At 59.9% G+C, this 15,838-nt stretch carries 9 protein-coding genes; 4 read left to right on the top strand and 5 right to left on the bottom strand.

Annotated elements, in window-relative coordinates:
• Positions 1-423: 423 nt before the first annotated feature.
• From NC979_RS12605 to NC979_RS12590, 4 genes are all read left to right on the top strand, one after another.
• Positions 424-1,734: a CmpA/NrtA family ABC transporter substrate-binding protein gene (locus tag NC979_RS12605; RefSeq protein WP_190521830.1), complete on the top strand. Its 1,311-nt coding sequence runs from the start codon at positions 424-426 to the stop codon at positions 1,732-1,734.
• Between the two features lie 147 nt (positions 1,735-1,881).
• Complete coding sequence (gene ntrB / locus NC979_RS12600; protein WP_190521828.1) at positions 1,882-2,727, top strand: nitrate ABC transporter permease; 846 nt, start codon at positions 1,882-1,884, stop codon at positions 2,725-2,727.
• Positions 2,728-2,967: 240 nt separating this feature from the next.
• Entirely contained in the window at positions 2,968-4,968 is a 2,001-nt protein-coding gene (locus NC979_RS12595) for an ABC transporter ATP-binding/substrate-binding protein (protein WP_190521826.1), read from the top strand.
• An 87-nt stretch (positions 4,969-5,055) separates the two neighbouring features.
• Entirely contained in the window at positions 5,056-5,892 is an 837-nt protein-coding gene (locus NC979_RS12590) for an ABC transporter ATP-binding protein (protein WP_190521824.1), read from the top strand.
• 195 nt (positions 5,893-6,087) lie between these two features.
• On the opposite strand, the gene NC979_RS12585 is transcribed toward NC979_RS12590, so the two are convergent.
• The 5 genes from NC979_RS12585 to NC979_RS12565 all read right to left on the bottom strand — a co-directional run bounded on the left by NC979_RS12585 (position 6,088) and on the right by NC979_RS12565 (position 15,779).
• Positions 6,088-8,646, bottom strand: coding sequence for an O-antigen ligase family protein (locus NC979_RS12585; protein ID WP_190521822.1), 2,559 nt, complete (start codon positions 8,644-8,646; stop codon positions 6,088-6,090).
• A 149-nt stretch (positions 8,647-8,795) separates the two neighbouring features.
• Positions 8,796-11,402 (bottom strand): O-antigen ligase family protein, encoded by a 2,607-nt coding sequence (locus tag NC979_RS12580; RefSeq protein ID WP_190521819.1) that lies wholly within the window; start codon positions 11,400-11,402, stop codon positions 8,796-8,798.
• Positions 11,399-12,865 (bottom strand): sugar transferase, encoded by a 1,467-nt coding sequence (locus NC979_RS12575; RefSeq protein WP_190521816.1) that lies wholly within the window; start codon positions 12,863-12,865, stop codon positions 11,399-11,401. Before NC979_RS12575 ends, NC979_RS12580 begins: the two co-directional genes overlap by 4 nt.
• 126 nt (positions 12,866-12,991) lie before the next feature.
• Positions 12,992-13,795, bottom strand: a complete 804-nt coding sequence (locus NC979_RS12570) for a WecB/TagA/CpsF family glycosyltransferase (RefSeq protein WP_190521814.1) — start codon at positions 13,793-13,795, stop codon at positions 12,992-12,994.
• A 61-nt stretch (positions 13,796-13,856) separates the two neighbouring features.
• A complete protein-coding gene (locus NC979_RS12565) occupies positions 13,857-15,779 on the bottom strand; it encodes a DUF3352 domain-containing protein (RefSeq protein WP_242024143.1) in 1,923 nt (640 codons plus the stop codon).
• Between the last annotated feature and the right edge of the window lie 59 nt (positions 15,780-15,838).

Below are 15,838 nucleotides of genomic sequence, written 5' to 3'. Positions count from 1 at the left end.
TAATTTAATCTCAAATACCGCAGTGTAAGACCGCATAAACGCCGGCTTTTCCCTCAGTATTTTAATAAGTCAAAAATCGTGGAGCTACGGCTTTGTAAATCCTAAACATTGCTTTGCCGAAACGGTTTAACCAGACAGAGAAGTTCTTCTTTTTGCAGCAGCCAACCTGGAGCTTGGCTGCCCTGGGGACGAATCCTAGCCCAAAGCCTACTAATCAATCACCTATTTTTTGTTTGTTCTGCCAACATTGCCACAGTTTGTTTAGGCAATTTCTGATTCTATAGAGAGCTAAACACCGGCATCTGTGAGCAGCAATTTGGGTTGAGATTCAGGTTTTCTTAGGGACGACTATAACGGTGAGACGCCGCTACCCGATCATTTTTCCAATTCATTGCATTGCCTAACGTTGGAGTGAGCGCAACTATGACTCGACTAAATCGCCGTAGATTTTTGATGACCGCCGGCACCGCAGCAGCCGGTACTGTGCTGCTCCACGCTTGCAGTCAGGAATCTGACTCAGTTTCGTCAGATACCCCAGCCGCAGCGCCCACCAACTCGGCCGAGGCCCCAGAAACGACTACCGCCAAGCTGGGCTTTATTGCGCTAACCGACTCTGCCCCGCTGATCATCGCCAAGGTCAAAGGCTTCTTTGATAAGTACGGCATGACCGACGTATCGGTCGAGAAGCAGGCCTCTTGGGGCACCACCCGCGACAACCTGGTGCTGGGCTCTGGCGGCGGCGGCATCGACGGGGCGCACATTCTCACCCCCATGCCCTACCTGATCTCTGAGGGTATTGTCACCGACGGCAAAAAGGTGCCGATGTACATTTTGGCCCGCCTCAACACCAACGGCCAGGGCATCTCGCTCTCGAACGACTACCTCGATCTTAAGGTCACCAAAGACAGCAGCCCGCTCAAAGAAGTGTTTGCCAAGCGCAAGGCCGAAGGCAAAGAACTCAAGGCAGCGGTGACCTTCCCCGGTGGCACTCACGACATGTGGATGCGCTACTGGCTAGCCGCTGGCGGCATTGACCCTGACCAAGATATCTCGACCATTGTGGTGCCGCCGCCTCAGATGGTGGCCAACATCAAGGTGGGCAATATGGATGCCTTCTGCGTAGGCGAACCCTGGCCCCTGCAATTGGTGAACCAAAAGATTGGCTACAACGCTCTGACTACGGGCGAAATCTGGAAAGACCACCCCGAGAAAGCTCTGGGTATGCGGGCTGACTGGGTCGATGCTAATCCCAAGGCCGCTAAGGCGCTGCTGATGGGCGTGCTAGAGGGCGCGATGTGGTGTGATCAGCCTGAGAACAAGGAGGAAATGTGCAATATTCTCTCTGAACGGGCCTGGTTTAACGTGCCCTTTGAAGACATCATCGATCGCTCCCAAGGGAAGTTCGACTTTGGCACAGACCGGGTCGAAGATTTGCCCGACTTGATGCAGAAATACTGGGCTGACAATGCCTCCTACCCCTTCAAGAGCCACGATCTGTGGTTCTTAACTGAGAATATTCGCTGGGGTAAGCTGCCCGCCGATACCGACACCAAGGCCTGGGTCGATGCGGTCAACCGCGAAGACCTCTGGCGCGAAGCGGCCACCGCCCTGGGCCAAGAAGCCATGATTCCCAAGAGCACCTCTCGCGGAGTTGAGACCTTCTTCGACGGCATTACCTTCGACCCCGAAGATCCTCAGGCGTACCTCGACAGCCTGAAGATCAAGCGGGTGTAGATCTCTGTAGGGCGCTGCCCGCCGTTCCCTCTCCCCCAACCCCTCTCCCGGTGGGAGAGGGGGCCGGAGAAGGCCTTCATCTTTACCTGCTTTGCCTGTTTAATTAGCTCGCTCGGTTCTCTGCCATAAGTCTGGAGATATATTGCAATGACGGCACCTCTCGATATTCGTCCGGCGCGATCGCGCTTTAACCTGCAAAAGCTTGCCAACTCGTCTCTAGACTCGCTCAAGGCACTGATTCCGCCGGTGGTGGCGATTCTAATCTTCTTGGTGATCTGGCAAGTGCTCACTATGGGGCCTGACGCCAACCTGCCCACCCCAGTGCGCACGGTGCAAGACACCTGGGAGCTGATCATCAACCCCTTCTTCAACTACGGTGGCACCGACAAAGGCCTGTTTTGGCAGGTGTGGACCAGTCTGCAACGGGTAGCCTTGGGCTTTACCCTGGCGGCGGTTGTGGGCATCGCTCTGGGCATTTTGGTAGGCACCAGCTCATTGATGTATAGCGCCCTCGACCCGCTCTTTCAAATCCTGCGGACGGTGCCGCCCCTAGCCTGGCTGCCAATTTCGCTGGCGGCGTTTCAGCAGGCCAATCCTTCCGCTATTTTCGTGATTTTCATCACGGCAATCTGGCCCATCATCATCAACACCACCGAGGGTGTGCGCCAAATTCCCCAGGACTACAACAACGTAGCGCGGGTGCTCCAGCTGTCTAAGTCGCAGTACTTCTTTAAGATTCTGTTTCCTGCTACCGTGCCATACATTTTCACGGGCCTCAGAATAGGCATTGGTCTGTCTTGGCTGGCGATCGTGGCGGCTGAGATGCTGATTGGCGGCGTGGGCATCGGCTTCTTCATCTGGGATGCCTGGAACAGCTCCCGCATCAGCGACATTATCATCGCCATTCTCTACGTCGGCATTGTCGGCCTGCTGCTCGATCGCCTGATTGTGTTTATTGGCGGCCTAGTGCTGCCCGAAGAGGAAAAGCAGTAGAGGCCTCTCCCCCAACCCCTCTCCCTCGAGGAGAGGGGAGCCAAAACCCCTCCTATTGCGGCAATAGTTCACTGCTCATTAAACGCCGCATCAAACCTGTGATTCTGCCAAGGGTTTGTAGTGGGCAGTGCCCACCCTACGGCCCTCTCCTCCTGGAAGAGGGGAGCCGGAACCCTCCCAAGTTCAAAATTGCCAAGCCAAAATTCTCGCATTCTGCTGCACCTTCACTCCCTGCGCACCATGGCTGTCTTTGTTGAAGTTGACCACATCGATCGCGTCTTTAAGCTGCCCCACGGCGGCGAGTACATTGCCCTCAAAAACATTGACCTGCAAATTCACAAGGGGGAATTTGTCTCGCTAGTTGGCCACTCGGGCTGCGGCAAATCGACCCTGCTCAACATTCTCTCGGGCCTCGACCAGCCCAGCGCGGGCGGCGTTGTGCTCGAGGGGCGGCAGGTCACAGAACCTGGCCCCGATCGCATGGTGGTGTTTCAAAACTACTCGTTGCTGCCCTGGCTGACGGTGCGCGAAAACATCGCCCTGGCGGTAGACCGGGTGATGAAGAAGCACCCCCAGGCGGTGCGCGATCGCATGATCGACCACCACATCGAGATGGTTGGTCTGCAAAAGGCAGCCCACAAGCGCCCTGGCCAAATCTCCGGCGGCATGAAACAGCGGGTGGCGATCGCCCGCGCCCTAGCTATTCGCCCCAAGCTGCTGCTGCTGGATGAACCTTTTGGGGCCTTGGATGCGCTGACCCGCGGCGGGCTGCAAGAGCAGCTGATGCAGATTTGCCAGGAGAACGAAGTTACCTGCGTCATGGTCACCCACGATGTGGATGAGGCGCTACTGCTGAGCGATCGCATCGTGCTAATGACCAACGGCCCCGAGGCCCACGTCGGCCAGATTGTCGATGTGCCCTTTCCCCGGCCCCGCGAGCGCATGGAGGTGGTCAAGCACCCCAACTACTACAGCCTGCGCAACGAGATTGTCTACTTCCTCAACCAGCAGAAGCGGGCCAAGCTGCACAAGGCCAAGCCCGTGGTGGCCGTGGCCGCCAACGGCCTGGAGAAGGTGAATCTGGAGTTGGGCTTTATCCCCCTGGTAGATTGCGCGCCTCTGGTAGTAGCCAAAGAAAAGGGCCTGTTTGAGGCCCACGGCCTGAGCAATGTAACGCTCAACCGCGAGCCGAGCTGGAATGCGATCGCCGACGGCGTGGCCACCGGTCGCCTCGACGCCGCCATGATGGTAGCTGGCATGCCCCTGGGCATGACCCTGGGCTACGGCAACCAGCGCCCCCGACCCATGGTCAGCGCCCTCACCCTCAGCCGCAACGGCAATGCCATTACCTTCAGCAAGCGGCTGTTTGATGCCGGGGTGCGCAGCCTTGCCGACTTCAAAGCAGCGATCGATCGCCGCCCTGACCAGGTGCACACCCTGGCGGCGGTACACCCCACCTCAATGCACAACCTGCTGCTGCGCTACTGGCTGGCCGCTGGCGGCATTGACCCCGATCGCGATGTCAGCGTCACGGTGATTCCGCCGGCGCAGATGGTCTCGACCCTCAAGTCGGGCTCCATCGACGGCTATTGCGTCGGTGAACCCTGGAATGCCCGCGCCGTTAGCGAAGGGCTGGGCGTGGTAATGGCGACCGACAACGACATCTGGCCTGGCCACCTGGAGAAAGTGCTGGGCGTCACCGAAGCCTGGGCCGAACAGTATCCCAAAACCCATGTGGCCCTAGTCAAAGCGCTGCTCGAAGCCTGCGAATACTGCGACGATCGCCGCAACCGCGAAGAAATTGCCGACCTGCTCTGCAAACCCGAGTACGTTGGGGCCGATGAAGCCCACATTCGCCAGGGCTTCCTAGACCCCTACGATCGCGGCGACGGCAGCCAGCCCGAGCAGGTGCTCAACTACATTCAGTTCTTTACCGGCAAGGCCAACTACCCCGATGTCTCTGAGGCGGTGTGGATGATGACCCAGATGGCCCGCTGGGGCATTACCCCCTTTCCCCGCAACTGGCTAGCCGTGGCCGAGCGGGTGAAGCGGGCCGACATCTTTGGCCAGGCTGCCCGCGAGCTGGGGCTGGTGGATACGGGGCGCGATCGCCACCCCATTCATCTGTTCGATGGCCCGGTCTTTGACCCTGACGAGCCGCTGAAATACCTGGATCAGTTCGCCATCAAGCGCGACCTACGCATCGAAGAAGTGCTAATGGATGCCGTGACTATCCGCTAATTCTCTCCCCCTGCCTGTGCAACGAACTCGCCGTAGGGGCTGAGCAGTGCTCAGCCTCCACCACCCACCCATCCACACCCCCCGACCATGCAAGTGCTAAATACTCCTACCCAATCCACCACCCACCTTCAGACTCAGGAACCGTTCCTGATTTTCGACAACCTCTCCAAGGTTTACCCCACCCCCACCGGCGACTTCGTCGTGCTCGACGGCATCGACCTCGCCATCAACGAGGGGGAATTTGTCTGCGTCATTGGCCATTCCGGCTGCGGCAAATCGACCCTGCTCGATATGGTGGCCGGGTTTCGCCAACCCACCAACGGCGAAGTGCGCCTGCAAACCCTGCCGATTCAAGCTCCCGGCCCCGATCGCATGGTGGTGTTTCAAAACTACTCCCTGCTGCCCTGGCTCACCGCCTACGAAAACATTTACCTGGGCGTGAATTCGGTCTTCCCCAAGAAGCCCGAAGCCGCGAAAAAGCACATCGTCATGGAGCACCTGGAGATGGTGGGCCTGGCCGACGTGGCCAACAAAAAGCCCAGTGCCCTCTCTGGCGGCATGAAGCAGCGGGTCTGCATTGCCCGCGCCCTCGCCCTGCGCCCCAAGGTGCTAATTCTTGACGAACCCTTCGGTGCACTGGATCCGATTACCCGAGAAGAGCTCCAAGAGGAGTTGCTGAAAATCTGGCAAGACCACCAGATCACCGTACTGATGATCACTCACGACATCGACGAAGCGCTGTTTTTAAGCGATCGCGTCGTGATGATGACCAACGGCCCCGCCGCCAAAATTGGCGAAGTTATGCTGGTGCCCTTTGCCCGCCCCCGCGATCGCGCCCGCATGATGGAAGACCCCAAATTCTACGAGCTGCGCAACGAAGCCCTCGACTTTCTCTACAACCGCCACGCCCACGCCGACGCCTAGGGCCAAATCCCATTTGCTACCACCAAAGGCTTCAGGACATTCGCCCTGAAGCCTTTGGATTGGCTGCGCCAACGCCTCTACGGATCAATTGAATGGGCGTTGCGGGCCTAGATTCGGGGTTTAACGCCAAAACCCAACGTAGGGGGCAAACGGCATTTGCCCGCTCAAGATTTAGCGCCGCGCCAGCAAAACCTGCTATTGCCCTTGCAACCTCGCCTGATACGGTTCCAAAGCTCTATCCAACGCTGGCAAGAACACTGGTGAGGTGAACAACGGCTCGAAAAATTGCACCACAGGAATGTTTTCTACCCGAGGCAGAAAGTCCGACGGGTTAGGCCCATCAATGTGGCGGCTAAGCACCCCAAAGCCCAGGCGCTGGCTGCGGGGCTGCCAACTGGGTGCCGTACGCTGAAGCCAGTCGGTGAAGTCTGTAGCTGTCTCCATGCTGGCCACAAGCTGGGTAATAATTTGGGGCTCTGGCAAGGCTTGAGCCAGGTCATCAATATCTTCGAGCTGGGTAACCCAGGCTCTCTCTAGCAGCGCTTGGCGCTGATCGGGGGTTTGCCAGGCAAGAATTGCGTACTTGGCTGGGGTTTCGGGCCAGGTGCTGACATCCACGGGCTGCTCTGTCCCCAGGGTGAGAAAGCCCTGCTGGAGGTCGCTGCCGCTGGTCTGCCAGTCTTCGGTCGCCCCCGCCACATCGCCGCGCCACCAGTGCAAACTACCCCGGGCCTGGTGCAAAAAGCTGCTCAAGGTGGGTTCTTTGGCCTGCTGAATCAGTTCGTCGTAGCGCTGTTCAACCTGGTCGAGCATAGCAGGGTAGACATCGGCAAAGCCTTCCACTCGCCACAGAGGGCTGGTGATCAGGGCAGGATGGCGGATGGCCTCCAAGGCGAAGGCCTCTGTGGCGCAGTCGCGGTTGCCAGTTTGCAGGCAAGCGAACCCCAGGCCAAAGAACACGCCCATTTTAGCCGGCACTAGGGCGATCGCCTCCCTAAACGAGGACTCAGCCTCAGCGAACTGACCCTTTTCAACCTGAAGCCAGCCCAGGTTCGATTGGCCAAACTCCTGGTAGGGCACCGCCTGGTTGCCGGTCTTAAACCAGGCGATCGCATCGTCAAGCAGCACCTGACGCAGGGGCGGGTTAGCGGCCGATTGCAGGGCAAACTCGCCTAGGTGGTAGCCCAGCTGATAGGGATAGTAGGGCTCCCAAGGAGCCAGCTTGTGGGCCTGCTCTAGCTGGTTGGCAAAGCGATCGATATCGACAGGTTCGGCAGTGAGGGCCGAGAAGCCACTGCTGGCAGCGCCCCAGGCACGGTAGGCAGGCACGAGCCAGAGGGTCATGGCCAGCGTCAGGCCGAGGCCAACCCCGGCAATAAGCCGATGGCGTCGCGGGGTTGCACCGCTGTCCTCGGTTGTGGAAACGGGGTTAAAGGTGCGAGCGAGCACGGCCAGGTAGAGGGCCAGAGTGCCTGCGATCGCCGGAATATCCAGCTGATAGTCGGTCAAGCTCATCAGCCCAAAAGCAAACAGCCCCGCCAGCGGACTCCACACCAACACCGGGGGCAGCCCAGCGGGGGTATCCTGAGCGCCACGCCGCATCCATCGCACCGTTAGAAGCACCAGCACTAGCACTAGCGTCAGTGCTACGGCAATTCCCCAAAGGCCCAGTTCGCCCCACAACTGCGCCGGGGTACTGTGCAGCTGAAACTGTAGCTCAGCATCGCGCCCAGCCCAGTGGGGACGATACTTTTGGTAGACCAGCGGCACACTGCCCGGTCCCACCCCAGTAAAGGGACGGCTCAGGCCCATGCGCCACCCCGTAGCGTTAGTCACCACTCGATAAGACAGTTCCCCTCCAACAAAGTTACCCTGGGCCAGGCTGCTCAGCACCTGCCGCAGCCGGGGATTGGCGATGACGCCTAAGACTCCTAACCCCAAGGCGGTGCCGCCGATAGCCAACGCCAGGGGCCGAGGCAGACGGTTGTAGAGTAGGGAAATACCCACCGCAATCAATCCGGTCACCATGAGCGCCAGCCAGCCGCCGCGCGAGCTGGTGGTGTAGAGGTTGAGCAAGCCGAGAACCATACCCACCAGCCATAGCCATCGCCGCCAGCCGCGATCGCTCCAAGCCAACCCTGCTAGTAAAGGCAGCACCAGCACCAGATAGCCCGCTACGTAGTTTTGATGGCCAATGGGCTGCCAGTTGCGCAGGCTAGTGAGCTCAAAGTTAAACGTCTGGTTAACGCCGTAGCCTTGAAGCGTTGACAACCGAGCTAGCTCAGGCTGATAGATCTGTGTGGTCCACAGCAACAGACTGAGCAGAATGAACGCCAGAGCTAGGTAGCCCTGAAAGCGCAGCAGGATGTGAAAACGTTGGGGATAGCGGAGCCAGCTGCCGAGGGCGTAGAACGCGGTGATCGCCCCTACCGCCGCCCACCCATACCACCGCGCCTGGGCCGGAAATTCTGCCCCTAGCGTCGAGACTACCAGCCCGGCTATGGCCAGCAGGGCCACCCAGTCAAACCCGTTCCCCAACCGACTAAGGGGCCGGTGCCACAGTTGCCACAGCAGCCAGAGCATCGGTAGAGTCAGCCCTACCTGCCACAAAAATACCCAGGGCCACGACACTATCAGGGTGCTACTGCCCGGTAGCAGGGTGAAAATGGTAAAGAATGCCCCTATCAGCAGGGCCAGTAGGGTGCCGTCGCTGGGGTCTTGGGCAGCGGGTTGGGGTAGGGCATCCTCGGGCATGGCTGGGGTAGATGGGTAAGGGGGTAGATGGGTGGGGGTGGGCAGGTGGCGTTCTTAGCCCATTTACGAAGTCAATGCTTTGCGCTCGGCCTTTTTAGAAAAAAAGGGGCAGAGGAGGGAGGGGCTGAAATGGCGGGCTGTTCGTCAGACTAATCTAAATTTGAGAGGCGAAAGTGGTTGTGGGTGGGGTGGGGTAGCCCCAGGGCCTCGGTGCACAGAGTTTCGATGCGGCGATCGAGGGGTGGAAATTCCCTTGGCCAGGAAGGAAAGAGGTTGAGCTTGGCTACTAGGGTATAGCGCTGGAGGTTTTGCGGCGCCAGCATGAGGGTAATTTGTTTGGCCTGGTAGTTGCGGTAGGCAAAGGTGAGCGACCCTCGATAGCCCTCTTCTGGGTTTGTGACGACGGCGGTAAGCCATAGGCGCAGAGGTTCGATTCCAAGGCTTTCTTGGATGAGCAAGGTGTCTCGGTCGGGTGGGGCACCTTGGAGCGGGGCGGAGCTAGCGGAATAGGTATTGGGGTCAAGCCAGGCGGCGAGCAGCCGTAGCTCAGAGGGCGGCTGCCCTAGGCGCAGGTGGGGCGCGATCGCCTTCAGAGCCGCATCGGGGTCAGAGTCGGCTAGCAGCAACCCCGAGACCACCGGCCGCAGCAAGCTGGGATCGACTTCTACGAGGGGTTGCTCGCTCCACCAGGCGAGTAGGGCGCGGGTTTCGTAAAGGGTGGCAAAGCCTGCCTCGCCAGGAGCAACTTCGGCAAGTAGGGCATCGTATTCGGCGAGGGTAGCCTGCACCACAGAGGCATAAACTGCCTGATATGGCGCGGCTTTCCACTGGGGATAGATCAGCGCGGCGGGGTTAACCAGGGCTTCTAGGGTGAAGGCGGCGATCGCACCCGCTTCATTCCCCGTCTTCAGCAGCAGATCGCCCAATAGCCAGTAGCCGTAGTGGCGGTGGCGCGGCATGAGCTGCACGGCACGGGCGGCGTAGGGCAGAGCGGTTGCCGGGTCAGTAGTCTGGTGTAAAACGGCTAGATTGTGGTTAAACCAGGCATCGTTGGGGGCAGCTTGTTGGGCCTGATGGGCGTAGTCGAGCAGCAGCGATCGCACATTATCTTCAGCGTCAGAGCTGCTTAACACCTGGTCGAGACCCCACAGCGCTTCAGTGGCCACTGCCGAGGCGCTCGGATCCCATGGGCTCAGCCGATAGGCTTTGTACCAGCGCGTGTCGGCTAAGTTGAGCCGCTGGTTGTAGAATGCTCTGTCGGCCAAAGCACTGTAGGCCACGGTAAGGGTAAAGGGCAACCAGATCGTCAGCAGCAGCCCCAGCCATAGAGAAACCGCCAGACGTGATCGCCGTCTAGCATCCCCTCCCAAAGGTGTGGCCATGGGTAGATAGCGATCGCCTAACGGCAGCAGCAGCACGACGATCCCCAGCAGCGCGCCCGCAATGGGGATATTCTCCAGCTGGTAATCGGTCAGGCTAGAGACTCCATAGGCCAGCAGGCTGCCGCCAATGCCCCCCAGTAGCGCTCGATCTGTGGCTTCAAGTGGCTGCCGCCAAAGCCGAATCCACAATCGCAGAATCAGCACAATTCCAGCTAGAAATATCCCTAACCCGACTAGTCCTAGCTCTCCCGCGATCTGCACCGGAGTGTTGTGGAGCTGCTGAATGTGCTCCAGGCCCGCCCCCGTTTCAATCGGGCGGTAGAGGTTTGACACCCGACTCATGACACCGGGGCCAACGCCAAACAGAGGGCGATCGCGCAGAATGTTGCCGCCCAATCGCAGCATAAACCAGCGATCGAGGGTGGGGCCGTCGGTCATGCCGCCCGCGCTAAACCAGGCACGAATGCGAGGATTGCTGGCCAGAGCCAATCCTAGAGCCACGGCTCCCCCCAACCCAGCCAAACCCCAGCGCCAGCGTTGGGAGGGTTTGAGGTATCTAAAGCGGCTCAGCCAAGTGACTAGCAGCCATACCACCAACCCTAGCGCTGCTCCCCGCGACCCACTGACGTATGATGCCACCAAGATCAGTCCGGCGGAAGCTATCCAGATGCCTCGCAGCCAGCCCGTTGTGGCCACCACCGCCGCCACTGCCAGAGGCAGCATCAGTACAAAATAGCCCCCCACAAAATTGTGGTGCCCGAGGGGCTGATGGTTGCGCAGCGCCGTTAGAAAGCTATCTGCCGCCCACATGGCGTTGTCGGGCCGCCATAGGGCCAGGCTTACCACTGCGGCCCCCGCTGCCACCACGACCAGACCCCACCACAGCCGCAGGCGACTCAGCCAGCTGCGATCGACCACGTTGCGGTAGAAGTACAGCACCGCAACGTAGGTCACTACCAGGCTCACATTCCACAGCGCCACTCGGGGAAACGGTGACACCAAGGCCGACAAGGCCAGGACAATGCCCATTCCCAGCGCCACGCAATCTAGCCCGTAGCCCAAGGCATAGAATGCCCGTCCTGGTTCTGAGCTAGATTCTCGCTCTGCATCAGTTCTCAAAGGCTCTGGGCAGCGCAGCCGACGCCACAGCCCCACCAACAGCGCCATGCTGCCCGCCTGCCATAGCAAAATCCAGGCCCAGCCCACCATGCGGTAGTAGCTCAGAGGCAGCCAGCTAAAGGTAAGTAACACCAGTCCTCCAACTAGCCATAGTCCCGGCTTTTGGCTAGCCCAATTTCGACGATGGTTTATCCCTGAGTCCTCTGCATCGCCAGCATCGGTTGCCCCTAGTGGTGGGGAAGAATCGGCGGTCAATAGGCCCCCTTGCCCCAGAGCACAATTCCTAGGGTGGCGGTGAGAATTTCTAGATCCAAATTCAGCGACCAGTTGTCGATGTAGTGCAAGTCAAGGCGGGCCACATCGTCAAAAGTGTCGATGTCAGAACGACCCGAAATTTGCCATAGCCCCGTCACCCCCGGCAGCACCTGATGACGAATGTTGTGCCAACCGTCGAACTTGGCCACATCGCGCACCGGCAACGGGCGCGGCCCCACCAAGCTCATCTGGCCGCAGAGCACGTTAAACAACTGGGGTAACTCATCAAGACTAGTGCGACGCAGCAAGCGACCTACCCGCGTAATGCGCGGATCGTGCTTGACCTTGAACAGCACCCCATCCGCCGACTCGTTGTGCTGCTCTAGCTCGGCCTGAAGCCGAGGCGCATCGACCACCATGGTGCGAAACTTCCACACCTGGAAGATGTTGCCGTGCAGACCCACCCGCTCCTGACGAAAGAATATCGGTCCAGTTGAGTCGAGGCGAATGGCCAAAGCGATGCCCAGCAGCACCGGCCCCAGGGCGATCACGCCTAGGCCTGCCCCCAGGTAATCCATCCAGCGCTTGAAGCGGTAGTCCCAGCCGCCCATCAGGGGGGCATCAAGGCGTAGGGTGGGAAGGCCAGCCACAGTTTCGGGGGTGCCCCGGCGATAGAGCATGTCGCGGCTGGTGGGGAGCAGCTGCATGGCGATACCCGCCCGCCGCAGCTTCCAGTACAGCTCAGAAGCTAGGTCGGCGGAGGGAATGCTTTCGGCCAGCACCAGGGTGGCCCCGGAGGCCAAAATCGCCTGATAGGTGGTGGCAGAATTGGCAGTAGTAGCCAGGGCTGCCCCAATGACCGGCACCTTGGCCCGCTGAGAGAGCACGTCAGCCAGGCGCTTGAGCCGGGGGGCTGGGGCAATCAAAAAGACTGAGGAGGGCACCTTGGCCTGAGTGAGGGGGCGCAGCAGCAGCGTTGCCACTAGCCGTAGCCCCACCACCAGCCCCACCCCGCTGAGCCAAGCCGAGAAAAAGAGCGATCGCGGCAAATCCAGCTTGGGGTCGTAGAAGTACATCAACACCAGCGCGCTCAGGTACACCAGGCTGAGCAGCTTGCCTGCCCGCAGGTGCTTTTGCCCCTGGGAATTAGTGTCGTAGAGGCCGCCGTAGGCAAATAGCCCCACAGCACAGGCCACCAGCACCCAAAACGGACTGGGCAGCCCCAGCCAGGTCCACCATACGAGCTGGGCCGGAATTGGGGAGAAAAACTGATTGAGCGATCGCGCAATGTGCCACGACAGCCCTAGGGAAAGAATATCCGTAGCCAGAAGCACCAGCCCCCGCCGCCCAGGCCCAGTAAAGGCGTCGCGCAGCTGAAGCCTGAGCCTGCGGGGGGCGCGAAGATCTTGACGGTAGCGGGGCCGCTGTTGCATCACGGCGGGTACGGCACGATGACAATCCATAGCAGGGGGCAGACGCATAGGGATGAGGTTGCCCTAGTATTCCGCAATTGTGCTGAGAATCCATCATTGGAGGATGGGTTTAAGGCGCAAGGTCCAGGGTTTAAGGGTATAGACCAACCGTGAACCCTAAACCTTAAATCCTGAACCCTTTTCGTTGTCCCGCGCTCCCCACAACCTATACTTAGCTACCTGCGCCCCAAACAAGATTACAAACATAGGGTTGTTCACTAAATAGCGCTGCCACAGGCGGCGGGGTTCTTGGCCAAAGCGGTAAAGCCACTCCAGGCCCAGGCGCATCATCCACCGGGGAGCCTGGGAGACATCACCACTAAAGAAGCTAAAGGCAGCCCCAACGCCGATCATCACAGCGTTGACCTGGCCCTGGTAGCGGTGCATCCACTGCTCTTGCTTGGGGCAGCCTAGGCCGACAAACACCACCCGCGCCCCCGACTGGTTGATGCGCGCCACATCGGCAGCGGCTTCTTCGGCTGAGAGCGGGCGAAAGGGTGGGGCATGGGTGCCCACAATGGACAGGCCGGGAAATTGCTGCTGCAAGGAAGTGGCCATCTTCTCCAGCATGGGGACAGTGCCGCCATAGAGGTAGATGGGCAGACCTAAGTGGGCAGCGCGATCGCACCAGGCCAGCATCAAATCCGGCCCATACACCCGGCTCTGGCCGGACACCCCCAGCAGCCGCAGCCCCATCACTAGGGGCATGCCGTCGGAAGTGACTAGGGCCGCATCCTCGAGAATGCGCTGGTATTGAGCATCCCAATAGGCGGTCATCACGACGTGGACGTTGGCGGCGACTACGTAGCATGATCGCCCGGTGGTGGCCCAGGTCTGAATGCGATCGCAGGCATCGGTGTAGCTGGTGGCATCCACCCGAGTTTTAAGAATGCGCCTAGCCTGAAGCACTGGCTCCGTCATAGTAGTGACCCTTGCATGGCACCTATTCTAGCGAGGCTTGGGATTTGGCCCTCTTTACCCCTTAATCTCTGCGGGGAGCGAGGCCGAGCTGGCCCTGAAGCTCCATGTGGTTGGCCGTGAGGGCGGTGGTGGCGCTGAGGCTGCGCAGGCTGCCGAGATAGGGTTTGGCGACATTGAAACTAGGGTCGTCATGGAAGCCAAATACCTCGTAGGCCAGGGCCAAGGTCGCGCCCACATTCAAATAAAAGTAGCCGTCGTTGGGAGTGGGAAAGGTCGCTGTTGCCTCGTCAAACAGGAAAAAGTCAGCGAGGGGGTCGTGGGGCGAGGGGGCCAAAACACTCGCCATCGGCACCGCGCCAGAGGTGATCGCCAGAGTATCGTCGGTGACCCAGCCGTGGCTACCCACGCTGAGGTCGGGCACGTAGTCACCGCTCAAGCTAGAAAATAGCTCCCAGCTGGTGGCGAGCCGTTGGTTGACGGTTCTGGGGTTGACGGTCAAGCCAACGTTGGGCAGCAGGTCATCCACTGCTGCTAGAGTGCGGTCGGCGGTGGGGCGAGCGCTCGTTTGCAGCAGCAGCCCTAGCCCCACATATTGCAAGGGGCCACCCTCGGCGGGGAAGGCGGCGATCGCATATTCCCCATCCATCCAGCCGAAGACATCGTCGTCCAGATCAAGTCCGGTGAAGAGGGTAAACCCAGCGCGCACCGTGGCGAGCCCGTCTCGGGTAAAGTCGCTAGCCTGATCCAAAATGCTGGCCACAGTGCGCCAAAAGCCCGCAATGTTGCGACCGCTCATGACTACAAAGGTCGAGGCGGGCAGTAGCTCTAGGGGGCTGTCGGCATTGGCCACCGTGGGGGTGAGGCCAAAGGTAAACGGCACCGCATCGTAGTAGTAGCGGCCCCGAAACTGCATGCCGGTAGCCATGGGGTACACCAGCGCCTCTAGGGTGCCGCCAAAGTTGAGCGATCGCAGGGTTTGCAGCGTCTCGTCATCCAGGCTAGTGGGGGGCGTGGGGAAAGGCAGCGGCAGCTCGGCGGCGGGTAGGGTGGTTGCCGAGAGGTCATAGTTCAGCAACTCAAGGGCGTTGCCGTAGACGGCAAAGAGCGCCTGGGTGCGCTGTCGATTGGCCAAGGTGCGCTGAAACTCTCGGCTATCGCCGAGGGAGTTTTGGGCTTCGCTCTGGCGCAGACGCAGATATTGCTCAAGGGCGGCGGGGTTTTCTGCCGTAATCAGGGCATCGGGCAGAAAGGCCACAGCCAACCCACTGGGGCCAAACTCCGGCAGGGGCACCGGCACCTCGACCTCAAACTCCTCCTCTTCGTGGAAAGATTTGACGGTGAGAGGTAGCCCCACGGCTTCGTTAAAGCGCAGAATTTGCGTCGGCGCAGGGTAGGACTTGAGGGGCACAACCTCGGTCTCCCCCATGTCGGGGCTAGGACCGTCTAGAACTTCTAGATCCGGCTCAGACTCCCAGTCGTCAGATTCCCAATCGCAGGGGTCAGTTTCAGTAGGGGCAAAGGTTTCAGGAATGACTGGCTCAGACCAGTCGTCGAAGTCAGGGGTGGGCCAAAAGTAAATCTCGGTGCCCAAAGCGGAGGTAATCTCAGGGGCCTCACCTTGCAGCTCAAAAAAGGTATCGCGAAAGGCGGCAAAGGCCTCAGCGTTAGCGACCGGGGCCACCATGATCGAGGCATCGGCAATCGTTGTCGTCTCCCCAGGCTGTACCGGCAGCAGAGCCACCACAGCCGTGTCGCCAATCCACGGAGCCACTTCGCTGTCAAAGTCAATTCCGTAGGGCAGGTAGGGCAACCCCGGTAGGGCTGGAGTCAATCCCTGTTCCTCGTCCAACAGCTTGAAGAGCTGGTACTGGCTGAGCTGCCCCCAGGTGTCGGTGGTCGTGTCGATCAGCAGCACTAGGGCGGTGTTGTTGGGCAGGTGCTGCCAAGCTTCGGGTTCGGCGGCGTGGGTAGCCAGGGGCGGCATGGTACTCACGGTCAGTGTGGAGCCGATCAAACCCAAGGTGAGCCTTTGCCCCAGAGGAA

Origin of the sequence: Leptolyngbya subtilissima AS-A7 (genome assembly GCF_039962255.1) — a bacterium.
GTDB lineage: Bacteria > Cyanobacteriota > Cyanobacteriia > Phormidesmidales > Phormidesmidaceae > Nodosilinea.
This window is presented reverse-complemented; position numbering and strand designations above follow the sequence as displayed.

What these genes read in the sequence shown, in the direction of transcription:
- NC979_RS12565 (WP_242024143.1), bottom strand. Translation starts at nt 15,779, where the DNA reads ATGCCGCCCCTGGCTACCCACGCCGCCGAACCCGAAGCTTGGCAGCAC.
- NC979_RS12590 (WP_190521824.1), top strand. Translation starts at nt 5,056, where the DNA reads ATGCAAGTGCTAAATACTCCTACCCAATCCACCACCCACCTTCAGACT.
- NC979_RS12595 (WP_190521826.1), top strand. Translation starts at nt 2,968, where the DNA reads ATGGCTGTCTTTGTTGAAGTTGACCACATCGATCGCGTCTTTAAGCTG.
- NC979_RS12605 (WP_190521830.1), top strand. Translation starts at nt 424, where the DNA reads ATGACTCGACTAAATCGCCGTAGATTTTTGATGACCGCCGGCACCGCA.
- NC979_RS12585 (WP_190521822.1), bottom strand. Translation starts at nt 8,646, where the DNA reads ATGCCCGAGGATGCCCTACCCCAACCCGCTGCCCAAGACCCCAGCGAC.
- NC979_RS12570 (WP_190521814.1), bottom strand. Translation starts at nt 13,795, where the DNA reads ATGACGGAGCCAGTGCTTCAGGCTAGGCGCATTCTTAAAACTCGGGTG.
- ntrB (WP_190521828.1), top strand. Translation starts at nt 1,882, where the DNA reads ATGACGGCACCTCTCGATATTCGTCCGGCGCGATCGCGCTTTAACCTG.
- NC979_RS12575 (WP_190521816.1), bottom strand. Translation starts at nt 12,865, where the DNA reads ATGGATTGTCATCGTGCCGTACCCGCCGTGATGCAACAGCGGCCCCGC.